At 35.0% G+C, this 22,527-nt stretch carries 27 protein-coding genes and 1 tRNA gene; 13 read left to right on the top strand and 15 right to left on the bottom strand.

Going from position 1 to position 22,527, the window contains the following annotated elements; translation table 11 throughout:
- The first annotated feature begins 13 nt into the window (after positions 1-13).
- From QZV03_RS09950 to QZV03_RS09920, 7 genes are read left to right on the top strand one after another with little or no spacing between them, the layout of a single operon-like run.
- Positions 14-499 (top strand): V-type ATP synthase subunit K, encoded by a 486-nt coding sequence (locus QZV03_RS09950; protein WP_069573492.1) that lies wholly within the window; start codon positions 14-16, stop codon positions 497-499.
- Between the two features lie 13 nt (positions 500-512).
- Entirely contained in the window at positions 513-1,130 is a 618-nt protein-coding gene (locus QZV03_RS09945) for a V-type ATP synthase subunit E (RefSeq protein WP_296876384.1), read from the top strand.
- A gap of 15 nt (positions 1,131-1,145) precedes the next feature.
- Entirely contained in the window at positions 1,146-2,300 is a 1,155-nt protein-coding gene (locus QZV03_RS09940; protein WP_296876382.1) for a V-type ATP synthase subunit C, read from the top strand.
- Entirely contained in the window at positions 2,297-2,614 is a 318-nt protein-coding gene (locus QZV03_RS09935) for a V-type ATP synthase subunit F (protein WP_296876380.1), read from the top strand. The genes QZV03_RS09940 and QZV03_RS09935 overlap by 4 nt, the downstream gene beginning before the upstream one ends.
- Positions 2,611-4,353 (top strand): ATP synthase subunit A, encoded by a 1,743-nt coding sequence (locus QZV03_RS09930; protein ID WP_296876379.1) that lies wholly within the window; start codon positions 2,611-2,613, stop codon positions 4,351-4,353. Before QZV03_RS09935 ends, QZV03_RS09930 begins: the two co-directional genes overlap by 4 nt.
- Before the next feature lie 2 nt (positions 4,354-4,355).
- The gene (locus tag QZV03_RS09925) at positions 4,356-5,747 is read left to right on the top strand and encodes a V-type ATP synthase subunit B (RefSeq protein ID WP_296876377.1); all 1,392 of its coding nucleotides are present in this window, start codon (positions 4,356-4,358) and stop codon (positions 5,745-5,747) included.
- Positions 5,748-5,774: 27 nt separating this feature from the next.
- Positions 5,775-6,461: a V-type ATP synthase subunit D gene (locus QZV03_RS09920; protein ID WP_296876375.1), complete on the top strand. Its 687-nt coding sequence runs from the start codon at positions 5,775-5,777 to the stop codon at positions 6,459-6,461.
- A 271-nt stretch (positions 6,462-6,732) separates the two neighbouring features.
- Here QZV03_RS09920 and QZV03_RS09915 read toward each other — a convergent pair whose 3' ends face one another.
- From QZV03_RS09915 to dnaG, 5 genes are all read right to left on the bottom strand, one after another.
- Positions 6,733-7,914 (bottom strand): ATP-grasp domain-containing protein, encoded by a 1,182-nt coding sequence (locus tag QZV03_RS09915; RefSeq protein WP_296876373.1) that lies wholly within the window; start codon positions 7,912-7,914, stop codon positions 6,733-6,735.
- Positions 7,915-7,942: 28 nt separating this feature from the next.
- Positions 7,943-8,014, bottom strand: a tRNA-Gln gene (locus QZV03_RS09910).
- Positions 8,015-8,069: 55 nt separating this feature from the next.
- A complete protein-coding gene (locus tag QZV03_RS09905) occupies positions 8,070-8,468 on the bottom strand; it encodes a DUF1284 domain-containing protein (protein ID WP_296876372.1) in 399 nt (132 codons plus the stop codon).
- A gap of 43 nt (positions 8,469-8,511) precedes the next feature.
- Positions 8,512-9,120, bottom strand: coding sequence for a biotin transporter BioY (locus QZV03_RS09900; protein WP_296876370.1), 609 nt, complete (start codon positions 9,118-9,120; stop codon positions 8,512-8,514).
- A 128-nt stretch (positions 9,121-9,248) separates the two neighbouring features.
- Positions 9,249-10,496 (bottom strand): DNA primase DnaG, encoded by a 1,248-nt coding sequence (gene dnaG / locus QZV03_RS09895; RefSeq protein ID WP_296876368.1) that lies wholly within the window; start codon positions 10,494-10,496, stop codon positions 9,249-9,251.
- A gap of 404 nt (positions 10,497-10,900) precedes the next feature.
- Between dnaG and QZV03_RS09890 the strand changes: the two genes are divergently transcribed.
- The 4 genes from QZV03_RS09890 (at position 10,901) to QZV03_RS09875 (ending at position 13,562) form a co-directional block, all read left to right on the top strand.
- Complete coding sequence (locus QZV03_RS09890; RefSeq protein WP_296876366.1) at positions 10,901-11,638, top strand: RraA family protein; 738 nt, start codon at positions 10,901-10,903, stop codon at positions 11,636-11,638.
- A 110-nt stretch (positions 11,639-11,748) separates the two neighbouring features.
- Positions 11,749-12,036, top strand: coding sequence for a Gar1/Naf1 family protein (locus QZV03_RS09885; RefSeq protein ID WP_296876364.1), 288 nt, complete (start codon positions 11,749-11,751; stop codon positions 12,034-12,036).
- Positions 12,037-12,068: 32 nt separating this feature from the next.
- Positions 12,069-13,013 (top strand): transcription initiation factor IIB, encoded by a 945-nt coding sequence (locus QZV03_RS09880; protein ID WP_296876386.1) that lies wholly within the window; start codon positions 12,069-12,071, stop codon positions 13,011-13,013.
- A gap of 66 nt (positions 13,014-13,079) precedes the next feature.
- Positions 13,080-13,562, top strand: a complete 483-nt coding sequence (locus QZV03_RS09875; protein ID WP_296876362.1) for a hypothetical protein — start codon at positions 13,080-13,082, stop codon at positions 13,560-13,562.
- Here QZV03_RS09875 and QZV03_RS09870 read toward each other — a convergent pair.
- The 4 genes from QZV03_RS09870 to QZV03_RS09855 form a co-directional block, all read right to left on the bottom strand.
- Positions 13,559-13,684: a zinc ribbon domain-containing protein gene (locus tag QZV03_RS09870; protein ID WP_296876360.1), complete on the bottom strand. Its 126-nt coding sequence runs from the start codon at positions 13,682-13,684 to the stop codon at positions 13,559-13,561. The genes QZV03_RS09875 and QZV03_RS09870 overlap by 4 nt on opposite strands.
- Before the next feature lie 8 nt (positions 13,685-13,692).
- Positions 13,693-15,582, bottom strand: coding sequence for an MJ1255/VC2487 family glycosyltransferase (locus QZV03_RS09865; protein ID WP_296876358.1), 1,890 nt, complete (start codon positions 15,580-15,582; stop codon positions 13,693-13,695).
- Between the two features lie 450 nt (positions 15,583-16,032).
- A complete protein-coding gene (locus tag QZV03_RS09860; protein WP_296876356.1) occupies positions 16,033-16,923 on the bottom strand; it encodes a DMT family transporter in 891 nt (296 codons plus the stop codon).
- 7 nt (positions 16,924-16,930) lie between these two features.
- On the bottom strand, positions 16,931-18,013 hold the full coding sequence (locus tag QZV03_RS09855; RefSeq protein WP_296876355.1) for a hypothetical protein: 1,083 nt from the start codon (positions 18,011-18,013) through the stop codon (positions 16,931-16,933).
- A gap of 41 nt (positions 18,014-18,054) precedes the next feature.
- On the opposite strand from QZV03_RS09855, the gene QZV03_RS09850 reads away from it, so the two are divergent.
- Both QZV03_RS09850 and QZV03_RS09845 read left to right on the top strand, forming a co-directional pair.
- A complete protein-coding gene (locus tag QZV03_RS09850; RefSeq protein WP_296876353.1) occupies positions 18,055-18,864 on the top strand; it encodes a sulfite exporter TauE/SafE family protein in 810 nt (269 codons plus the stop codon).
- Positions 18,865-18,873: 9 nt separating this feature from the next.
- Positions 18,874-19,233, top strand: a complete 360-nt coding sequence (locus QZV03_RS09845; protein WP_296876351.1) for a M48 family metallopeptidase — start codon at positions 18,874-18,876, stop codon at positions 19,231-19,233.
- A gap of 41 nt (positions 19,234-19,274) precedes the next feature.
- On the opposite strand, the gene QZV03_RS09840 is transcribed toward QZV03_RS09845, so the two are convergent.
- From QZV03_RS09840 to pyrH, 6 genes are read right to left on the bottom strand one after another with little or no spacing between them, the layout of a single operon-like run.
- On the bottom strand, positions 19,275-19,481 hold the full coding sequence (locus QZV03_RS09840; protein ID WP_296876349.1) for a hypothetical protein: 207 nt from the start codon (positions 19,479-19,481) through the stop codon (positions 19,275-19,277).
- Positions 19,482-19,501: 20 nt separating this feature from the next.
- Positions 19,502-20,353: a hypothetical protein gene (locus QZV03_RS09835; protein WP_296876348.1), complete on the bottom strand. Its 852-nt coding sequence runs from the start codon at positions 20,351-20,353 to the stop codon at positions 19,502-19,504.
- Position 20,354: 1 nt separating this feature from the next.
- Positions 20,355-20,678: a YbjQ family protein gene (locus QZV03_RS09830; protein WP_296876346.1), complete on the bottom strand. Its 324-nt coding sequence runs from the start codon at positions 20,676-20,678 to the stop codon at positions 20,355-20,357.
- A 9-nt stretch (positions 20,679-20,687) separates the two neighbouring features.
- On the bottom strand, positions 20,688-20,879 hold the full coding sequence (locus QZV03_RS09825; RefSeq protein WP_296876344.1) for a DUF2116 family Zn-ribbon domain-containing protein: 192 nt from the start codon (positions 20,877-20,879) through the stop codon (positions 20,688-20,690).
- A gap of 12 nt (positions 20,880-20,891) precedes the next feature.
- Complete coding sequence (locus tag QZV03_RS09820) at positions 20,892-21,680, bottom strand: TatD family hydrolase (protein WP_296876342.1); 789 nt, start codon at positions 21,678-21,680, stop codon at positions 20,892-20,894.
- An 8-nt stretch (positions 21,681-21,688) separates the two neighbouring features.
- Complete coding sequence (gene pyrH / locus QZV03_RS09815) at positions 21,689-22,366, bottom strand: UMP kinase (protein WP_296876340.1); 678 nt, start codon at positions 22,364-22,366, stop codon at positions 21,689-21,691.
- Positions 22,367-22,527 lie beyond the last annotated feature (161 nt).

Here is a 22,527-nt window from a genome sequence, read left to right as displayed (position 1 = left end):
AGGTGAATTAAATATGGTAGAAATTGCTTTAGGTACTGCTTTAGCAGCTATTGGTGCTGGAGTAGCAATTGGTTTTGCTGGATTAGGTTCCGGTTTAGGTCAAGGTATGGCAGCTGCTGGTTCTGTAGGTGCAGTTGCAGAAGACAATGACATGTTTGCAAGAGGTATTATTTTCTCTGCATTACCAGAGACTCAGGCTATTTACGGTTTCTTGGTTGCAATCTTATTATTAGTATTCTCAGGTTTATTAGGTGGAGGACAAGGATTACCTACCGAAGCAGGTATTGTAGCTATTGGTGTAGGTGCATCCATCGGTTTCGCTGGTTTAGGTTCCGGTATGGGACAAGGTATGGCAGCAGCATCCTCTGTCGGTGCTATCGTAGAAGACAATGATATGTTTGCTCGTGGTATTATTTTCTCTGCATTACCAGAGACTCAGGCTATTTACGGTTTCTTGATTGCTATCTTACTCATGGTATTCGGTGGAATCTTAGGTTAAGGAGGCAATTTGTATGAGCTCAGGCACAAGTAAAATTGTTGAAAGCATTATGTCTGAAGCACAAGGGAAAGCTGATGTGATCATACAAAATGCAAATGCAGAAGTTTCAGAAATTAATGCTAAAGCTGAAAAAACTGCGGAAGCCGAAAAAACAAAAATTTTAGAAAACGGTAAAAAACAATCTGATATGAGATATCAGCAAATTATCTCTGAAGCTAAGATGAATGCTCGTAGAGCAGAATTAGGCGCCAAAGAAGAAGTTATCGAAGCAGCTTTTAATCAAGCTATTGGTGAATTAAAAGTTAAAGCTTCTTCCGGTGATGCTGAATATGAAGATTCATTGAGTAAAATGATTAAAGAAGCTGCTGATGAAATCGGCGGAAATGATTTAATCTTACAATTAAATGAAGCTGATACACAAAAATTTAAAGACGACTTATCTTCACAAGGTTCAGACTCTTTTGAAATAGATGGTATCAAATTCACATTAGGCGAACCTATTGATGCAATTGGTGGAGCTGTTTTAAAAACAGCTAATGGAGATATTGAAGTAAATAACACAATCGAAGCAAGATTAGACAGATTCAAAAGTATCTTACGTAGTGAAGTTGCTGAAATATTATTTAAATAATTAGGAGGATAAATTATGGCAGATGGAATTGCTACATTAATAAGTTCTGTAGGACTTACACAGGAAACATTTCTTGTATTCTGTATCTTAGCAGTGCTTATTGTTGGTGCAGTAGTTGTAATCATTACATCCAGACCAATTTTGGACATTTATCCTTATCTTAACCCAAGTGCAAGAGTAAGAGCTAGAAAAGGAAGACTCTTTGATGAAAAACAAATCACTGAACTCGTTGAAACCAACGATGTTGAAGAAGTAGAAAACTATCTCAAAGGTGTTCCTGAATATGCTGACGTTTTAGATAACTATCCACTTGACAAAGCATTAGACGTTGAACGTGCAAACACTTATGATTTTGTTGCAAGATTAGCTCCTAAAGACATCAAAGACCCATTTGTTGTAATGTCTAAAAAATCAGATATAGACAACATCAAAAGTCTTTTAACTGCTAAGGAAGTTGGTCTTAGCCCTGATGAGACAAGAGAATTATTAATTCCTTGTGGATCATTATATGGGGAATTAGAATCATTAGCTGATGCCGAAACTGTTTCAGATGTTGTAACAAGTTTAGATGGTACTGAATATGCAGCAGCACTAGAAGACGCTCTTCCACAATATGAAGATACTAATATGATTCTTCCATTAGAATCTGCTTTAGATAAATACTATTTAGGCAAATTATTACGTTCTTCTGATGTTCCTTCCGATGAAAACAAACAAATTTTATACTCATACGTTGGAACTCAGGTTGATGTAGCTAATCTAAAATTAATTATAAGGGCAAAACAAGATGGCCTTGATTATGATGCAATCTCCCCTTATATATTAGAAGAAGGATACCAATTACGTGAATGGAAACTTAAAGATTTAATGGAATCTCCAGACGTTACAAATGTAGTGTCCGGTTTAGAAGGTACAAAATATGCTGATGCATTAACTGATGCTATGCCAATATACAACGAAACTGGTTCAGTTGCTGTATTTGAAAAAGCATTAGACACATACACTTCAGATTATTCAAAATCTTTAGCTGTTAAAAAACCATTAGGTATTGGTCCAATTATTGGTTATTTAAGTCAAAAAGAAAACGAAATTAAAAATTTAAAAATTATTGCAAGAGCAAAAAGAGAAGCAGACTTCCCTAATTCTAAAATCATGGAGATGTTAATATGAGTTCAGTAGCAGTTATAGGTGATATTGACACTGTTTCAGGATTTAGATTAGGTGGTGTCAAAATGGCAGAAGTTGTAAACACTTCTGAAGAAGCTATCGCAGCTTTTGATAAATTTTTAGATGATGAGATTTCAATTATTATCATTACTCAATTAATGGCTAATGAAATAAGAGATTACATTAATAGAAAAATTGGTTCTAGTGTTTTACCAATGATAATTGAAATACCTGATAAAGATGGGTCCTCTGAAGGATCATCTGATCAAATGAATGACCTTATTAAAAGAGTTATCGGGGTAGAGATGGTTAAATGATTATTGAAGGAAATATTATTAAGATTGCTGGGCCTGTTATTGTCGCAGATGGTATGAGAGGGGCTCAGATGCTTGAGATGGTTAGGGTCGGTGATGAAAAGCTTATTGGAGAAATCATCGAGCTTGAAGGTGACACCGCAACTATCCAAGTATATGAAGAAACAGCCGGTATCCAACCGGGTGAAGTAGTAGAATGTACTGGTGGTCCATTGTCTGTAGAACTCGGTCCAGGTGTAATGAGTTCTATTTTTGACGGAATTCAAAGACCTTTAAGAATCATCAGAGAAGAATCTGGTGACTTCATTGCTAGAGGTATTGATGTTGATTCAATCAACAAAGAGAAAAAATGGGCTTTCAAACCAGTAGCAAAAGTTGGAGACAAAGTAAAAGGCGGAGACGTTCTTGGTGAAGTACAAGAAACCACTGCTGTTTTACACAAAATTATGGTACCACCAACTATGGAAGGTGAAGTAACAGAAATCGCAGCTGAAGGCGAATACACTGTACTTGAAGACATTGCAGCAGTTGATGGTGAAAAAATCCAAATGCTCCAAAAATGGCCTGTAAAAAGAAGTCGTCCATACATTGAAAAATTAGATCCAGATATACCATTAGTAACTGGACAAAGAGCACAAGACACTTTCTTCTCCGTAGCTAAAGGAGGAGCAGCAGCTATTCCAGGTCCATTCGGATCAGGTAAAACTGTTACCCAACAACAATTAGCTAAATGGGCAGATGCAGACATCGTTGTATACATCGGATGTGGAGAACGTGGTAACGAAATGACTGAAGTACTTACCGAATTCCCATTCCTCGACGACCCTAAAACTGGTAACCCATTGATGGACAGAACAGTTCTTATTGCAAACACTTCAAACATGCCGGTAGCAGCTAGGGAAGCATGTGTATATACCGGAATTACTATTGCAGAATACTATCGTGACCAAGGTTACGACGTAGCGCTCATGGCGGATTCAACCTCAAGATGGGCTGAAGCTATGAGGGAGATTTCTGGAAGGTTAGAAGAAATGCCTGGGGAAGAAGGTTACCCAGCATACTTAGCATCCAGATTAGCACAATTCTACGAAAGAGCTGGAAGGGTAAAAACTATTGGTACTGAACCAAATGTTGCTTCCATTTCAGTAGTAGGAGCAGTATCACCTCCTGGTGGGGACTTATCCGAACCTGTTACACAAAACACATTACGTATCTGTAAAGTGTTCTGGGCATTAGATGCATCTCTTGCAGATAAACGTCACTTCCCTTCAATCGACTGGTTACAAAGTTATTCCTTATATGTAGACAGTATTGAAGGCTGGTGGGCTGAAAACGTAGCAGCAGATTGGAGAGCAACTCGTGACCAAGCTATGGGATTATTACAAAAAGAATCCGAGTTACAAGAAATTGTACAATTAGTAGGTCCTGATGCATTACCAGAAACTGACCAAGCTACTTTAGAAACTACCCGTATGTTAAGAGAAGATTTCTTACAACAAAACGCATTTGACGATGTAGATACATACTGTGCACCTGATAAACAGTACAAAATGTTAAAAACCATTTTATTGTTCTACAAAGAATCTCTTGCAGCAGTTAACAGAGGAGCTCCAATTGCAAACATTGTAGCATTACCTGTTAAAGAAGAAATCGGTAAAATGAAATACATCCCACAAGATGAATTTGATGCAAAAATTGAAGAAATTCAATCCGCAATTACTAAACAATGCAGTGAGGCTTAAAAATGAATACAAATATTAAAACTAGAGAATATACTACTGTATCTGAAGTCTCCGGTCCTTTAATGGTTGTTGAAGGAGTAGAAGGCGTTGGTTACAATGAAATTGTAGATATTGAAACACCTACTGGTGAAAAAAGAAGTGGTCAAGTTCTTGAAGTAACTAAAGACGTTGCAGTTATTCAAGTGTTCGAAGGAACTAGTGACTTAAACACTAAAGATACCAAAACCAGATTCACTGGTCAAACCGCAAAAATCGGTGTATCCAGAGATATGATGGGACGTATCTTTAACGGTATCGGTAAACCTATCGACGGCGGACCAGAAATTATCCCTGATGAAGAATTAGACATTAACGGGGCTCCTATGAACCCTGCATCCCGTGAATTCCCAGAAGAATTTATTCAAACTGGTATCTCTACCATTGACGGAATGAACACATTAGTAAGAGGACAAAAACTTCCTATTTTCTCAGGATCAGGTTTACCTCACAACGACTTAGCTGTGCAAATCGCAAGACAAGCTAAAGTATTAGGTGCAGACGACGAGTTTGCAGTAATTTTCGCAGCTATGGGTATTACAAACGAAGAAGCAAACTTCTTTATGAGAGACTTCGAACGTACTGGAGCTTTAGAAAAATTAACAGTATTCATGAACTTAGCAGACGACCCTGCTATTGAAAGAATCTTAACTCCAAAAATGGCTTTAACCACTGCAGAATATTATGCATTTACCTTAGGTATGCAAGTATTGGTTATCTTAACAGATATGACCAACTACTGTGAAGCTTTAAGGGAAATCTCTGCAGCTAGGGAAGAAGTACCTGGAAGAAGAGGTTACCCTGGTTACATGTACACTGACCTTGCTGGTATCTATGAAAGAGCAGGACGTATCGACGGTAAAGAAGGTTCAATTACTCAGATGCCTATCTTAGTTATGCCTCAAGACGATATTACTCACCCAATTCCTGACTTAACCGGTTATATTACCGAAGGACAAATCGTATTAAGTAGGGAAATCTCAAGGAAAGGTATTTACCCTCCTGTAGACGTACTTCCTTCACTTTCTCGTTTGATGAGTGGTGGTATCGGTGGAGACAAAACTCGTGATGACCACAGTGGTGTATCTGACCAACTTTATTCTGCATATGCAGAAGGTCGTGAGTTAAGAGACCTTGTTGCGGTTGTAGGGGAAGAAGCTCTTACCGAAAGGGACCAAAAATTCTTAGAGTTTGCTCAAGCATTCGAAGACCAATTCATTACTCAAAGTAAAGATGAAGACAGAACAATCTTCGAAACATTAGATCTTGGTTGGAACTTACTTAAAATCTTACCTAAAGCAGAACTTAAAAGGGTTAAAGAAGAATTCATTGAACAATACCTTCCAAAAGATGACTAATCTCATTACAGTAATGTAGGTGATTAAATGGCACAAGATATTATAGATGGAATTAATCCAACTCGTATGGAATTATTATCTCTTAAAAATAGGACTAAACTAGCTGTAAAAGGGCATGGTTTACTTAAAGAAAAAAGAGATGCTTTAATCAAAGAGTTTTTTGATATCTTGGATCGTGTCAAAGGTATTCGTGAAAATGCAGAATTAAGTCTAAAAGAAGCAAATGAAGCTTTAATTGAAGCTCAAATTGCTATGGGTGATTTAGCTGTTAAAAAAGCAGCTTTATCCGTTAAAGAATCTATTGATGTAGAAATTACATCAAGAAGTGTTATGGGTGTAGCAGTACCGGTTACCAATGTTAAAATGGAAGAAAGGTCCATCATTGACAGGGGTTACGGTTTCTCTGACACTACCATACAATTAGACGAAGCTGCTAAGAAATTCGAGGAATCTCTTAAGTATTTAATTGAACTTGGTGAAGTAGAAAAAACTATTTTCTTACTTGCTGAGGAAATTGAAGCTACTAAACGTAGGGTAAATGCTTTAGAGCACATTATGATTCCAAGATTCCAAAATACTGAAAAGTATATTGATATGAGACTCCAAGAAATGGAAAGGGAAAACTTCGTTAGATTGAAAATGATTAGATCAACTATTGAGAAAAATGAAAAAGCGGCTGCTGCAGCTGAAGCTGCAAAAAATGCAGAAGCTTAAATTTTTCTTAATTTTTTTCATTTTCTTCTATTTTTTATTATTTTTTTATAATAAGTTTAAATATAATTTTATTTTTAAAAAAAGAGAATATTATTAAGTTACTGTAATAAATTTTTTTTACTAGAAAAATTATTAAAGGTTATAAATATGAGAAGAAATCCAATTGACCAATTTATGAAAGACCCAGATAATAAGGCTAAAGTATTTATCTGGATGACTCGTGGAATGATTATAACTACTTTTTTAATAACAATTGGAGTATTATTCTTTATTATGCATCTAGTCGGTTTATTTTAGATGCTTTATTGACAATTTCACTTGTTTTTTCTACTTTTTCATATAATTTTTTAAAATCCTCATTTTCATCAATGATTGTAAGCAAAGGTTCATCCTTTTCGGTGATGGATCCGATATGAGGCAAGTCATAGATGTTATCCAGCTCAAGAGGTTGGAATTTATTTCTTGTAGAGGAGTATATTATCTTTTTATAAGAATAGCACCTTGCATCAGGAATTTCTGTAATTTCTCCATGACATGCTTTGATATGTGCATCTAGCATGTTTATTCCCAATGCTTTTTCAACACATTCAAAGGTTCCCTGTATTCTTGGATTGATTTCAATAACATACAATCCATTTTCATTTAGAATATAGTCTACACCGTTGGAACCTCCCAGTTTGAATTTTTTTGAAAGACTTTCTGAAGCGGTTATCATGTCCTCATTTATTTTATCCATATCCCTGACTGGAGTCATGACTGATTCTGTGGTTAGAGGCAGGATATTTCCAACATATCTGTAGTCACCATTTTTTTCAAAATCATTGACTGTCAGCAATCTGGAATTCATGATGTTTTTTGCAACATGCCTGTGGGATAAAACTGATGAGCTTAGATTAACTCCTTCAACATATTCCTGCATTATGAATTTGTTGCCATTAAAATCAATTTCGCTATTATTATTTAATAGATTTGTATTGTAACCTCCACTTCCTTGAAGGGGTTTTACAATAAATTGAGTTTCATAATAATTTTCATTAATCTCCAAGGCTTCATCTATATCACTTATGCGAAAAGTCATTGGAGTTAAAAATTCATCTTTTATTTTCCTGTAGAATTTGAATTTGTCTTCAATGTCTCCAACGTCTGTATTTCCCAATATCTTTTTTTGATCATTTTTGTTAAAGTCATCCGGTGAAACGCCGGAAATGGGAATTATATAGTCAACCTCATCAATATAGTCTCTTGATAATTCCAGAACCTTCTTGCTGTCGAATTCATCCTCAAAATTTCCGCAGCTTTCATCCATGCTTTCTTTCAGGATAATCTTCTGGTTTTCGATGGTTGGTGTGTCGGATGTTGAAAAATAGCTTGTTGAAAAAATTTCATAATCTAGTTTTAAAGCACTATTAAGCATACTTCTTGTATCAATTCCAATAAGTAATAGCTTTTTCATAAAATATCAATAAAAAAAGTTTTTAAAGTAGTCCCGAGCGGAGTCGAACCGCCGTCTCCGGGTCCAAAGCCTAGAAGGATTACCACTACCCTACGGGACTAATTGATTGTACAATGTACAACATTTAATATATATTTATCATGTAGTATTTAAACCTATCGGTTATTTGATAATTTTTGATAAAATAAGCATTTTTCATGCCACTTACAATCAAAACATATTTTAGAAACACTTTCATTGGTATTGAATATCTCATCAATTTTTTCGAATAATTTCACCGCATTGTATTCCTGTGAGGGGTCCAGTTTTTTTAACACTTCCCGGTCCATTGAAATGATTTCATCATTTTGCTGAGTGTTCTCGCAGACATCTCCAATTAAATTCGGACATGCTGAGCAGATGTCGTCGGGTGAGGATGTCAAAGTGACGGTAGTGTCGTCCTGTTTTCTTTTGGAATTTATGAGGGTCATGTTTTTTGTAAACTCTTCATCATAACCGTATCCCTGAAATCCCTTGAGGCATAACAGGTGATGTCCTCTTAAAACAAGTTTCATTCAAATCAGTAAAATAAAAAAAAGAAAAGGTTTTAAAACCTTTTTAGTCTTTTGGTAAAAATACTTTGGAAACTGATGCAGCACCTAATATTTTCACGATGTCTCCTGCAATGAAAGGTACGAGACCCATCATTAATAAATCAACAACTCCAAAGGCCATTCCTTGTGAAGAAAGGAATAACGCAAGACCTGCTAATCCAGGAATGTAGATTAATCCAAAGTTTGCAATACCAATAACAATAGCCATTCTGGTAAAGTTACGTGATTTTGCATACTTTTCAGTTATTGATCCAATAAAGTATGATGCAATAATAAATCCTATTAAGAATCCTCCGGTTGAACCTAAAAGCACTTCAAGTCCTCCGGTCATTCCTCCAAACCATGGGATAAATGCAACACCTAAAACCACATAAAGGATTTGGCTTAAGCATCCGTATTTCCTGCCTAAAAATAAACCTGAGCATAATACTGCAAATGTCTGTGCAGTTATAGGAACTGGGGTCCATGGGAGGGGAATAATTATTTGTGCCATTATTCCGGTAAAACATGCCATCATCAGGGACATGAGTAATTTTGTAGCAGTACTGGCATCTTGAATTCTTTCAAAAACATCTTTACGAGTACTATAATAATTATCAATATTAAGATTCATTTTTTTCCTCCAATTTTTAAATCCTAATAAAGATATGTTTATTATGTTATTTATTATTTGTTTTTTTTAGGTGGTGTTTTAAAAAAAATAGATAAAAAAATGAGAATAAATTCTCATTATAATTTAATTTAGTTTATAGTTATTAATTTCACATTATGTGGTTTTTTAACTATATTCATTGATTTAAAAGCAACTAATTTCTTAATTCCTTTTTCTGATGCGGCATCAACTAATCTTTGAGAGATTACACCATCAAATATGACTGTATCAGCGGTTCCTTCAATATTTTTGATTTCTTCATAAATATTTTCAACTTCAACTTCTTTGGTCATATTCAATGCTTCATCCAAAATAGCTCCGCAACCGGATCCTTCAAATTCTTTTAGCATGTCTTTCATGAGGCTGACTTCATCATCTTCGATTTCAGGTTCAGGTTCAGCCACTTTTGCCGGTTTTTCATGGCGGTTGTATTTTTGATGTTTTTTGTTGTGTCTGTTGTGATCTTTTTTATGATTGTTGTTGCCATTGGAATCATTTAAGATGTTGGTTGTTGCTAAGAACTGTGCTGTTGGAACTTTATCCCTGAGTGCAACTAAAACTTCGTCTTTTTTGAGGTCTTCAACTTCTTTTCCTTTAGGTGCACGGGTAATGTAGTCAACATCACCGATTTGGAGAAGTTCTTTTAAAATCAGTTCTCCGCCTCTGTCACCATCAACAAATGCTGTTGTGGTTCTTTTTTTACTTAATTCTCCAATGGAACGAGGTACGCTAACTCCTTCTACAGCCACGGTATTTTTAATGCCGTATTTAAGTAAATTTAAAACGTCACTACGTCCTTCTACAACAATAATTGCATCGGATGAGTGGATGCTTGGTCCAGCTGGAAGGCGATCTTCACCGTATTCAGAGATTTCATGAACTCTCATGGCTTCCCTGACCTCTTCAATCATTTTCATGCTGGTTGGGCCAACGCTTTCAACCATCTTTTTATAGATTTCTTTTGCACGGTTGACGACTTGTTCTCTTTTGACGGCCCTTACATCTTCAACTTTTGTTGTGTGAATTTCTGCTTCACATGGTCCTACCCTGTTGATAGTTTCGAGTGATGCAGCGAGAATGGCGGTTTCCACCCTGTCCAAACTGGACGGAATTACGATTTCACCTTTTGCCCTTCCACTGTTTGAGTGGATATTGACCTGGATTCTTCCGATCCTTCCAGTTCTTTGAAGTTCTCTTAAATCTAAATCGTTACTAAGTAAACCTTCAGTTTGCCCAAAGACAGCGCCAACAACATCTGGTTTTTCAACAATACCGTTAGCGGTAATTTGAGCATGAATTAAGTATTTTGTTGTTGTTAATTCTTCACCTTTTCCCATTTTTAAGCCTCCTAAGCTTATTAATCGGGATAATTTATGTAATTGCTAAAAATTGAATTATTTTTAGGTGATTAACTTGCATAAATTACACGATAATTTTGTCTTTCGACCTTTTATACACTAAAAAGAGTTTATACATTTCTGGAGAGTATTACTATAAAGAGTTCCTTTTTTCCAATATAATTAGGTTATTTGTATTTAATAATCTTTTGAACATTTATTTTTTCTAAATAATAATTTTCTCCCTTTTTTAATATGAATAATCGTTATAATAATGAATAATGTATGTAAACTCTATGAGCATATAATAATTGTAAAAAGTATTTATTTCAATACTTCAGTTAATATTTTTAGTAAAACTAATATATAAAATCTATGAATATAATTTATCTAGTGGTGAAGTTATGACAGTAAGTCCAAAAGATTTGTTAAATAAAAATAAAAATTTGAACAAACGTATAGAGTTAGATAAGATTAACTTGGAAAATGTTTCTATTAAAGATTTAAGTTATAATGGCGATAATTATAATGAATACATTAATTTGATGTCATTGCTTGAAAATGTTACAGCCTGTCAGGTTTCAGATGCATATAACAGTATTTCAAGAAGGCCGGGTACCATCCAATCCATCAAACCAATCAACAATCAGAAAGTCTTTGGATCTATTTTCACTGCAGAAACTACTAGTGATGATTGGGGTACATCCGCATTGGCTATTGATGCTGCTGGCGAAGGTGACATTTTATTCTTTAAGGTTGACAATGAGGATAAGGCCATTTGGGGTGAACTTGCTTCAACATGTGCCAAGCAAAACGGTATCAAGTCAACAGTGATATATGGCTCCGCCCGTGACCTGGATGCCATGTTGTATATGGATTATCCACTTTTTGCTTCCAATTTCTGTCCTAATGCAGGTTCTGCTTTAGGATTGGGCACCTTAAATGAAAGTATTGAAGTTGAGGGAACTATTATAAATCCTGGAGACTTTTTCATTGGTGATGAAAGCGGTGTTGTGGTCATACCTCAACAGTTGTTTTCCCAAACAATGATTGCTTCACTTGGCGTGAAACTAAAGGAGTCCAAAATTATAGAAGACCTTTCCGACGGGAAAACTTTGGCTGAAATTGTTGGGCTCAAATAGAAAAACATTTAAATAAACATTTTAATTTATATATAAAGATATCGATACCTTTATATATAACCTTTTTATAATTATATAAATGATACAGATTTGATTTTAAGTTTGATTTTATGAAATTTTTAGGAAATAGTTTGCATGTGGCAAACTCTGGAAAATTAATAGCAAGGTCTGAAAAAACACCCTCACCAGGCGGAATAGTCTTTGACAGTAAAAAGAAGAAGATTGGTAAGGTAAGTTATGTTTTTGGACCTACTAAAAAACCATATGTTTCTATCAGATTGTTTAAATCCGCTGATAGAAAAAGTATTGAAAAGAATTGTGGTGAAAAACTATTTGTATCAAAACCAAAATCCAAAAAACCTAGAAAAAGGAGGATGAAAGCACGGCACAAAAAGTAGAAGAAACTCCTATGAGAGGACGCCAAAGACCAATGGATGACAGAAGACAAAGGGATGTTTATGATGATTCTAAGCAGACCGTATGTCCTGAATGTGGTTCTGAAGAATTAATTGGTGACTATGAAAGAGCAGAAGTTGTATGTGCTCGTTGTGGATTAGTCATTGATGAAAATTTAGTTGATATGGGTCCTGAATGGAGAGCATTTGACCACGAACAAAGAGACAAACGTACAAGAGTTGGAGCGCCAATTACATACACTATTCACGATAAAGGTTTAAGTACCATGATCGACTGGAGAAACAAAGATATCTACGGTCGTGATATTCCTGCAAGAAATAGAGCTCAATGGTATAGGTTAAGGAAATGGCAAAGAAAAATCAGAATTTCCGGTGCTACCGAAAGGAATTTGGCATTTGCATTAAGTGAACTGGATCGTGACTCCTCAAGATTAGGTCTTCCAAGAAGCGTAAGGGAAGCTGCAAGTGTAGTTTATAGAAGTGCAGTTGACAATAAATTGATTAGAGGAAGAAGTATTGAAGGGGTGGTGGCCGCTTCATTATATGCTGCTTGTAGACGTTGTAATGTACCACGTACATTGGATGAAATTGCTGAAGTTTCTCGTGTAACCAAAAAAGAGGTTGGAAGGACCTACAGGTTCTTAACCCGTGAATTGAATATTAAGTTACCTCCAACTTCTCCGGTTGATTATGTACCAAGGTTCGCATCAGAACTTGGACTTTCTGGTGAAGCACAATCCAAGGCTATTGAAATTATCGAAAAGGCTATGGAAAAAGGTTTGACCTCCGGTAGAGGTCCTACTGGTGTAGCTGCTGCTGCATTATACATTGCTTCCGTTTTACTCGGTGAGAGAAAAACACAAAGAGATGTAGCAGAAATTGCAGGAGTAACTGAAGTAACCATACGTAACAGGTACAAAGAACTAACTGAACAGTTAGAAATGGGAGTAACTTTATAGTTTTCCCTGATTAATGAAGTAACAACTTTATTAATCTCTTTTTTTATATTTTTTTGGAGTTTTTACATGGATAAGAAATTTTCAATTATTGCGATTGTAATTGCAGTGATATTGATTGTTGTGGGTGGATATTTAATCTTAACAAACCCTTATCAAAGCCAACCTGTAGAGGATTCTTCAGACATTTCATTAAAAACACAAAATTTCAAACTCTTTGAAATGAATGTTCCTGAAGGTTCAAATTTCACAGTTGAAAATGAAGTCGACGGTATGAAATATTATCAGAATAAGGGTAACTATTCTAAAGAGTTTACAGGTTTGATTATAACTAAAAATATGACTGATTCACTGTTGGGTGATAATTCCGAAGTTTTACTGAATACATCAACAGAACAGATTTATTCACTATCTGTAAAAAATCAGACTGAGACATTATATAAAATAGTCTCTCAAAAAGATGGTGCGGACTTTATGTTATTCGGTAATGATTTGAATCTGTTGAAAGAACTTTCAAACACTATTGAGGTTAAAGATACTAAAAATCTTTAATCCCAGTATTCATCATCCATATCAAAACCCCAATCAGGACTGTCTGACAAATCAGATCCGCAATTTTCACAAACCGCATTTGATGAGTCATTCAGATGTCCGCAAACACTGCATGTTATCATTCTATCACCTATGAATATTTTTCTATTCTATAAACTAATTCCTTGATTATTCCATCGTTGTTTGTCTTTTTAACTTTGGAAAGATTCTTCTGATATTTGGGAAGTTTATTTAAAAAGCTTTTCACTCTTGCAGCGCTCATTATCTCATGATACTCTCCAAAACCTAAACGTTCTACATAGTATCCGTTTAATGCCTGTTCAAAGTTTCCGATGGCAGGCACTGAATATATTGGTTTTTTAAGTGAAATCGCTTCAGAGATAAATGTGAATCCTCCGTTACAGATAACCGCTTTTGCGGAAGCCAGATCATCGTAGAATACGTCTTCATTGAATTCTTTGTATGTGAGGTTGCCATCAGTTTTATTGACATTGAATCCATATACGATGAATTTCTCATTTTTAAGGGATTTGAGCTTGCGAACCAATTTTACACTTTCTTTACTTGTTTGGTAAACAACTATATGGTCTCCATTTGTTGGTTCGAGTTTGAGAATGTCCTCACGGATGACCGGCGGATAGATTACCGCATGCTTTTTTGCTCTGACCGGCGGATAGAAGAAACTTGTTAAAATATGGAATTTTGGTTTCACTACATACGCCTTGATAACTCCTTTTGCCTTAAGCATCTCAATCCTCTTGTTTGGTGGATAATGGATTTTTGCTTGGGTAATCATGTGGATGTTGTCCAAACTTATCATAGGAATGTTCAAAAGTTTTGACACCATTGAGGCATAGATTTCAAAATCGGTTACAATAACATCAGGTCTTAGGCTTCTTGCTAGTTTATACAGATGTTCATAGCCTATTTTCATATTGGTAGGATTTCTTTTCAATGCATTGGCTAATGTTTTAAAGTCATTTACCTTGTTGTTGATGTAAACTGTATTGAATCCTCCAATTTCATGGACATTGTCAAATTTTGAATTTAAGTATTCATATGCCCTGTCGCTGGAAAATATATGCACATCATACTTTTCCTTAATCCTGTCCAGTATGACTCCGCTTCTTATTGCATGACCCATTCCTTCACCGCAAATGCAGTAGAAAACCACTTTTTTAGGTCTGTTTTTTCTGATTTTAAAGCGTGATCTTGCCGCATTGACCTTTTGAATTGAATCATCATAGCTTCCTTTAATTTCATTAATGCGCTCTGTTGCTTCAGACAGCTTTTCAAATCTGGTTGTAGTAAGTTTTTCATGGCCGTGGTTAAAGTTATAGTCAAGTTCCTCTGCGGTTGTACGTTTTCCAAGAAAGTCGTTGACAGTACTTCTACCATATTGTTTGATTAATGTTTCAATACCTTCCTCTTCTAATCTTCTGGTTGAAACACCGATTTTTGCATTTCTAAGAACTTTAAATGGTTCTATTTTTGCTAATCGTTCAATATAATCAGTATCCTCACCAAATGTCAGGTCTTCATCAAAACCGTTGCATCTGTCATGGAGTTCCTTTCTTGCAATTATTCCGTAGCATCCTGCTCCATGGGGTTTTATCTTTTCAACACTGATCATAAAGTAGTTTGCAAAATCGTGGAATATTTTATCTTCAATCTTATTGGACATTGGTGTCATCTGTGTGATGGCAATTCCGAGCCTTTCCATTCTGAATTCATATAGGGCATTTCTTAAATAATCCTCAGTGAGTTCCAAATCAGAATCCAGAAATAATAAATACTCTCCCTTGGCTATTTTTGCACCATTGTTTCTACCTACTGCAGGAAGACCTCCGTCAACCACTGTGCATCCGTATGATTCAGCAACTTCTCTTGTTTTATCAGTGGAATTCGCATCAGCCACAATTATTTCATAGTCGTCAAAACTTTGGCTTTTTATGCTATCCAGTAAGACAGGCAGATATTCCTCTTCATTGTAGGTAGGTATGATAATGCTTAAAATCATATTTTTAAATATATTTTCTAAATAAATAAATATTTGTAAAATTATGTGTTATTCCGGATTTGGGTTGATTTTAATAATTTTCTTGAATTGAATTTTTTTCTATTATAACTTGAAATTATCCTCTAATTTGAATTTATTGAAAATTATTGATTTTTTGGAATTTCGTGTTTGATATATTTGATTTTCATGAATGGTTCTATTTTATTTATTTTTTTCATGTTGCTCTATTTTTAAGGAGTATTTGTTGGTTTGAAGTATATTCTGTCATTTACTGTATGGAGATTCTTTCCGAGTAAATCAATATTTTTGGCATAATTTCTTTTTATTGGGGTCTTTTAAAATATTTTTATATTTAAAGATTTTGTAGTCTTTAATTTTAATAAATAGTTGTTAAATTGAATATTTTTTAAATTAAAGACTTTACAGTTGAAATATATCTCTCTATTGTAATCAATTTTTAACATTGTTCATCCGACTCAGCATTGTCATTGCAATGATTGTCAGTATGAATCCGCAGAACATTAATGGTGTCGGAATTTCGGAGTAAATCATCAGTCCAAAAATCAATGCCGCAAGTGGTTCAGCTCCTGATAAAAATATCGATGATACTCCTGAATCCATATAATTAAGACTTAGAGTTGAAAATATATATGGAAGTGCAAAAGAACAGGTTGAATGGATTAAAAGGAATATTGCTGTTAATATGGGGTCAATTGAAACGAAATTGTTTATCTGGTTGAAGTTTGTAACTGGTAATAATGCAATTGAAATGAGAATGATTGAATAGAACAGGATTGTGTAGGTATGATAATCTTTTTCAATGGCTTTTTTGGAGGCCATGAGATAAAACGCCCAAAAGAGTCCTGCCCCGATTCCGGACACTATTCCAAATAGGGGCATGTTTGTCAAATCCCCTTCCAGAACTCTAGTCATTAATATGCATCCAAAGATTGCCAGCAACATGCAGATTATCTTTTTTGAGGTAATTTTCTCTTTAAAAATAATGAATGCAAAAATCAATACATAGATTGGTGCTAGGGATAATAAAACCGCCGCTAGGGATAGCGGAACAGTGTTCATTGATTCATTGTAGCAAATATTGAGTCCTACAATACATATGGCACAGCCCAGGAATATTGGAATGTCTCTGGGGTTTATTTTAAATAGCTTTTTGTCGGTAAGTAAAATTGCAATCATAAGCGGCAATATGGCTATTGAAAACCTTAGGAAGAGTAAAGTTGTTGAATCTATTCCGTTCTGGGTCAATGTACGTACGAATATTCCGCTTGATCCAAACAGAAAACCTGCTATTATAGGTAAAATTAAATATATTTTTCTCATTGTATCACTAGAGATAGGAGTAAATGTTCCATGAAACCGTATAGTATTCACAGGAATTATTCAGGGGAACCTTCAAATCATTAATCAGGGCCATTTCATTATAACTTGAATTGATGTGGTATGTGGTTTTGTTTGTTGAATTGTCATGTGTGGTGCTGATGACGTCAGTGCTGATGCTTCCAAGATCAATCTCGCCAGTTGGGTTTGCCACATCCACGGTATAGTAATCCGGTTCTGCTCCTGCAAATGCAATGGTGAACCTTAATGCTATCACTGCAATCACGACAAACCAAATTAATAAACGATTAAATATGAATCTTGCTTGTTTGAAGTTACGGTTTCTATAAACCGGTTGAATCAGTTCATTTATTTTAAGCAATTCTTTATCCTTTAGGAGAGTTCCTACAATCAGGTTCAGGTAGTATCCGTTTCTATAAATCATATAAAGTCCGAAAATCCCCACATATGCAGGAGTTCCAAACATTCCTCCGTCGGTGATTCCGATAAACAGGCAGCTTGAAAAGAATGCCAAAAGGAAATTTGTCGGCCAGGGGCGTTTTTGTGATGAAAGAACAATGCTTGCAAATAGGAATGGGAAGAGTAAAATCACTAAAACCGCAAAACCTGGAAGATATTGATATAGGCCAACGCCAGTGTTAATGTCACTTTGTATGAATGCTCCCATAATCTGGTTTAAAGCTTCACCTAAAATTGACTTTATCAAGTGAGTATGCAATATGCTTGTGGAACTCATCGTGTTAGTCATAGAACAAAATACTGTGTTGAGTCCAATTCCCATCTGCAGTCTGAATATCACTTCTAAAAGAATGCCTAAAATTAATAAAACACTGCCAATCACAATTGATATTTTAAGATATTTTGTTGTATCAATGTCCTTTTTAATTAATTGGGATAAAATTAGAAACAATCCTAACAATCCAAAGAATATTATATCCTTTCCTTTTGAGGATCCCATCAAAAAAAGATATGTAATTGGTCTTATAATCGGATTGAGCAAGTCGGTCATGAAAATGATGCCTGCCAGTATTATAAAAATCAATCCAATTATGATAGTTTTATTTACTTTCATTAACAATAATTTAATATTAATACTTTAAATAAGTGATGTTTGTGTTTCCGGTAGAATATTTCATTGGACTGATATTGATAGGAATTTGTGCAGGTTTTGCATCAGGATTGTTGGGTGTTGGTGGAGGATTTCTAATCGTTCCTCTCCAATACTTTTTATTGCAGCATATAGGTGTAAATTCTGATTTGGCAATGCTGATTTCTTTGGGAACAAGTTTGGCAATAATCATTCCAACATCACTTAGTGGAGCATACAGGCACTCCAAATCCATGGAAGGGATAATAGAGCCTGGATTGAAGTTGGGTGCTTTCGGTATTCTGGGTGGAGTCATTGGAGGATTTGTTGCCTCAGGACTGCCATCAAAGATATTGGAAATTATTTTCGGATGTTTGCTGCTTTTCATTGCAGTCAATAATTTTTTAAACATCAATAAGGAAAAAGAGGATGCAAGAATTCCATTTAATTTTATCAGTATTGGAATTATTGGTTTGCTTGTAGGGTTCTCATCAGGACTTTTGGGTGTTGGGGGAGGAGTATTTCTCATTGCTATTTTAACATCCCTTTTGGGTTTTTCAATGCTGGAGGCAATCGGTACCTCCTCAATATTTATTAGCCTGACAGCCATTGGAGGATTTTTGTCATATATGGTTACAGGCTGGGGAGTTTCAACTTTTCCATATTCCATAGGTTATGTCAGTATAATCAATTTTGTATTGATTGCAATGTTTTCAGTACCTTTAGCATCAGTCGGTGCAAATTATGCTCATAAAGTCCCTCAAAAGAAATTAAAGATCATATTTTCAATTTTGGTATTGTATATAGCATTGAAAATGTTGACAATACTACCTTAAGGTGATAGAATGGAGAGAAAAACTGGTGAAAATTTTGATGAAAACGTGGCAAAGGATATTTTTGACAGATTAAGAACTGTTGAAGGAAAAACAAAACCTAAAGGTGAAAGTAAACTGAAACCAATCTCAGATATGATGAGTGAAGCCAAATATCTTGAGGGTAAGGGAAAACTTGATGAAGCTATTGTTTTATACAAGCAGGTTATTTTTACATTGCCGGATTCTACAAAAGCCTATGAATCTCTAATAAATATTTATCAAAAACAGGGTGATGTGGATTCTGAAAAGGAAATGCTGATAAAAGCGATTAGCGGTTGTAAAGATAACGAAAGTTTTAAAAAAAGATTGGATGAGATCAATAATGGTTAATTATTAATCTCATTTTCAAATTAAATAAATGTTAAAAGATGTTATTGGGAGAATACTAAAAGGAGAATTGTTCTTATAACAAATACTATGATTGAAAAGAATATTATGAATCTTCCATGTTTTTGATATAGGGGAGTGTCTTTTTTGAAAAAGACAAGTGCTGCTCCAAACAGTAATCCAATAATTGGATAAAATAATGAAATAATATAACCTATTATTGGAACAATGATAGTTCCTTTGTTTTCCATTTAATTTCCCTCCTTTTTATTCATTTGATTAATACGCCCATTCCTGTGGCAGTAATTTGTATGTTGTCTCCTGTAAATCCGATTAATGAATAATGTATGGATAAATCTAAAATTCCATTTCCTCCTTCTTTTTTAATTTTTGTGGCTAATTTCATTAAGCATTCATCTTTTCCGTCCTTAATTCGGATAAGCTGAAGATATTCGGTTTTTTCGGGTTCTGATTGTATGATGCTTGTGTCTTTTTCCACAATAACTTCGCTGTGAAATAGTCTTAAATTTTCATGTTTGATGTCATTCATGTCGGAGCTTGTGATGTAATAAAAATCAAAGCTATTTAACAATTGACTGCTTTCAAGCTCATCATATACCGGAAATTCATCTTCATCAAATATATATTGCTCTCCTTCCCATTTGAAAACTTGCTGGTTTTTAATCCTTTTTTTAATTATATTTTCATATTTTTTGATTGTTCTAAAGAAACTGGAGAGAATTCCTCCAATAACGACCATTATAATAAAATTCACAAGGGTTGGAAACGCTGCCTGCAATATGACTAAAATTGAGCCTGCAGTGATTAAATTCAATCCTAGGGTAGGATTTTTTAAAATAAAACTGTAAAATGTTGTATCAATAAAAAGGATGAAAGCACTGATTGCACCAATGTTTTCTCCAATAACTCTGTTGGCAAGTATTGTTTCAGCATATCCTGCAGCCAATGGTGCAAAAATCAATCCTAAATTCCATCCAAAGATGTCAATATGTAAAAATAGGAATATTCCATAAACGATGAGTCCCACTGCCGTTCCGACAGATATGCATAATAATGCTTTACCCATCTCTCGCTTATCAATTTCTCTATTTTTAAATTTCATATTATTCAAATTTTATGGCAGTTCCATAGGCAGTTACAAGTATTGTGTTTCCCATGGTTCCGCCAAGATTGTCGTAAGAAATCTTAAGTCCGATAATGGCATTTGCATCTAGCTGTTCCGCCTTTTCAATCATACTGTTGAGGGATATGTCACGGGCTTTTTGGATTTCCGCTTCATATCTTGATGTTCTTCCACCTACCACATCACGAACTCCTGAAAACAAGTCCTTATAAATATTGGCACCGATTAATGATTCGCCGGTAACCAATCCTTTATATTCGATGATTTTCTTGTTTTCAAGAGTGTTGGAAGATGTTAAAATCATTTATATCCCTTATTTTAAGAATGTCATTACTGCCCAAATTATTAAGAATATTGCAATAACTACATATAAAATTATTTGTGATCTTTTTCTCTGGTTCAATCTTGCATCCCAGACTTTTTGACAATCCGGTGAGCATACAAGTTCATTTAACGGTATTGGGGTTCCACATATTGGGCAATGTTTATGAGGGTCTACTGCCATATTATCATCTCCTTATATTTTAAAAAATTCTTTAGTATTTTTATTAACCTGATTTGCAAGTTCTTCTGCATCAATTCCCATGCATAATGCAATTGTGTTGAGGATATGAGGTAAATATTTAGGTTCGTTTCTGTTCTTTTTCGGTTTTTTGTCAAAGTTTTTAGGAATTAGGAATGGTGCATCTGTCTCTATCATCAATTTTTCAGGAGGAATTGCACTAACTGCTTCCTGAAGGTCTCTTCCTCTTTTCATGTCACAAATCCAACCGGTCACACCAATGTAACATCCTAAATCTACATAATTTTGAGCTTCGGCTTTTGTTCCTGTAAAACAGTGAACCACTGATTTTTCAACAACACTGTCATGTCTTTTCAGGATGTTGTACAAATCTTCGTGAGCCTCCCTTTCATGCAAGAATAGGGGCATGTCGGTTCTTTCTGCAAGTTCCACCTGTGCTTCAAACCATTTTCTCTGAAGGTCCTGTGGTGAGAAGTTCCTGTTGTAGTCAAGACCGCATTCGCCAATGGCAACAACACAGTCATTTTTGGCTATTTTTTCAAGTTCAAACATGCTGTGTCCATTACATGTTTTGGCATCATGAGGGTGAACCCCTGATGTTGAAAATAATGTGCCAGGGTATTTGCTTGCATACTCTGCGGCCATTTGGCTTGAATGGACATTGGTTCCAGTTATGATGAACTGATTTACGCCCACCTTTTTAGCCTCCTCTATGATTTCGACTCGGTCTTTTTTAAAGGAGGAATGCATCAAATTCAATCCAATGTCTATGAGATTATCCACTGCATCACCTATTCGCTCAAGACTTTTGTTCCGACATTTTCGCCATTGACTGCTTTTATGAGATTTTCAGGTTCAAAACCGTTTGTTATAACAGTTTCAAGGTTTGACCTTTTAATCATCTGTACTGCAGTTGTGTCGAAAAATTCATATGTTCCGGCTTTGACATCCTTGCCGCTTAAAAACTCAAGTAAATCGGTAGCGGTAATTTCAGGAACAAGTTCCGCATCATCAAATTTGTTGGGATCTTTGGTATACATTCCATCAACGGAGGTAAGATTTATAAGTTTATCCGCATGGATATATTCTGCAAGAATTGCTGAAACTGCATCAGTACTGTGAGCAGGTTCTGTTCCACCCATAACAATGATTTTGCCACTTGCTGAGAATTCCAGTGCTTCCTGGAAATTATGAGGCACTCTCTGGTAAGCCGCATCTCCAAGCGCTGAAAGCATCAGTTTGGCATTAATTCTTGTAACTTCAATACCAATGTCATCACATTGTGCTTCACCAGCACCTAAATCACGAACAACTCCAATATATTCTCTTGCAGGTTTTCCTCCACCCACAACAACATATATGTCATGTTCTTTAGCTAAATCCTTTAGAATAGTACTGTATTCCTGGAATTTCTTGCTATCATATTCTTTAAGTAAAATTGATCCTCCAATTGCTATTACAATTTTCATATATTCACCTTATATATAATGTTTCTTTTAGATGTTATTTATAATTATAAGTAATAGGAGTTTTGGCTCTTTCAAAAACTTGTGTGATTTTTTTCTTTTTCATTTTTTATGTTCCAATGATTTAGTTTTAGCATGAATCTTGTTAAAAGTCCTTGTTCTAT

This window comes from uncultured Methanobrevibacter sp. (assembly GCF_902788255.1).
In the GTDB taxonomy this organism is placed as follows: domain Archaea; phylum Methanobacteriota; class Methanobacteria; order Methanobacteriales; family Methanobacteriaceae; genus Methanocatella.
This window is presented reverse-complemented; position numbering and strand designations above follow the sequence as displayed.

Coding starts and splice junctions, on each gene's coding strand:
- QZV03_RS09835 (WP_296876348.1), bottom strand. CDS start 20,353: ATGAAATTTAAAAATAGAGAAATTGATAAGCGAGAGATGGGTAAAGCA.
- QZV03_RS09830 (WP_296876346.1), bottom strand. CDS start 20,678: ATGATTTTAACATCTTCCAACACTCTTGAAAACAAGAAAATCATCGAA.
- QZV03_RS09875 (WP_296876362.1), top strand. CDS start 13,080: ATGGATAAGAAATTTTCAATTATTGCGATTGTAATTGCAGTGATATTG.
- QZV03_RS09935 (WP_296876380.1), top strand. CDS start 2,297: ATGAGTTCAGTAGCAGTTATAGGTGATATTGACACTGTTTCAGGATTT.
- dnaG (WP_296876368.1), bottom strand. CDS start 10,496: ATGGGAAAAGGTGAAGAATTAACAACAACAAAATACTTAATTCATGCT.
- QZV03_RS09920 (WP_296876375.1), top strand. CDS start 5,775: ATGGCACAAGATATTATAGATGGAATTAATCCAACTCGTATGGAATTA.
- QZV03_RS09865 (WP_296876358.1), bottom strand. CDS start 15,582: ATGATTTTAAGCATTATCATACCTACCTACAATGAAGAGGAATATCTG.
- QZV03_RS09870 (WP_296876360.1), bottom strand. CDS start 13,684: ATGATAACATGCAGTGTTTGCGGACATCTGAATGACTCATCAAATGCG.
- pyrH (WP_296876340.1), bottom strand. CDS start 22,366: ATGAAAATTGTAATAGCAATTGGAGGATCAATTTTACTTAAAGAATAT.
- QZV03_RS09880 (WP_296876386.1), top strand. CDS start 12,069: ATGGATGACAGAAGACAAAGGGATGTTTATGATGATTCTAAGCAGACC.
- QZV03_RS09940 (WP_296876382.1), top strand. CDS start 1,146: ATGGCAGATGGAATTGCTACATTAATAAGTTCTGTAGGACTTACACAG.
- QZV03_RS09840 (WP_296876349.1), bottom strand. CDS start 19,481: ATGGAAAACAAAGGAACTATCATTGTTCCAATAATAGGTTATATTATT.
- QZV03_RS09855 (WP_296876355.1), bottom strand. CDS start 18,013: ATGAAAGTAAATAAAACTATCATAATTGGATTGATTTTTATAATACTG.
- QZV03_RS09905 (WP_296876372.1), bottom strand. CDS start 8,468: ATGAAACTTGTTTTAAGAGGACATCACCTGTTATGCCTCAAGGGATTT.
- QZV03_RS09915 (WP_296876373.1), bottom strand. CDS start 7,914: ATGAAAAAGCTATTACTTATTGGAATTGATACAAGAAGTATGCTTAAT.
- QZV03_RS09890 (WP_296876366.1), top strand. CDS start 10,901: ATGACAGTAAGTCCAAAAGATTTGTTAAATAAAAATAAAAATTTGAAC.
- QZV03_RS09950 (WP_069573492.1), top strand. CDS start 14: ATGGTAGAAATTGCTTTAGGTACTGCTTTAGCAGCTATTGGTGCTGGA.
- QZV03_RS09900 (WP_296876370.1), bottom strand. CDS start 9,120: ATGAATCTTAATATTGATAATTATTATAGTACTCGTAAAGATGTTTTT.
- QZV03_RS09845 (WP_296876351.1), top strand. CDS start 18,874: ATGGAGAGAAAAACTGGTGAAAATTTTGATGAAAACGTGGCAAAGGAT.
- QZV03_RS09945 (WP_296876384.1), top strand. CDS start 513: ATGAGCTCAGGCACAAGTAAAATTGTTGAAAGCATTATGTCTGAAGCA.
- QZV03_RS09885 (WP_296876364.1), top strand. CDS start 11,749: ATGAAATTTTTAGGAAATAGTTTGCATGTGGCAAACTCTGGAAAATTA.
- QZV03_RS09825 (WP_296876344.1), bottom strand. CDS start 20,879: ATGGCAGTAGACCCTCATAAACATTGCCCAATATGTGGAACCCCAATA.
- QZV03_RS09930 (WP_296876379.1), top strand. CDS start 2,611: ATGATTATTGAAGGAAATATTATTAAGATTGCTGGGCCTGTTATTGTC.
- QZV03_RS09860 (WP_296876356.1), bottom strand. CDS start 16,923: ATGAGAAAAATATATTTAATTTTACCTATAATAGCAGGTTTTCTGTTT.
- QZV03_RS09925 (WP_296876377.1), top strand. CDS start 4,356: ATGAATACAAATATTAAAACTAGAGAATATACTACTGTATCTGAAGTC.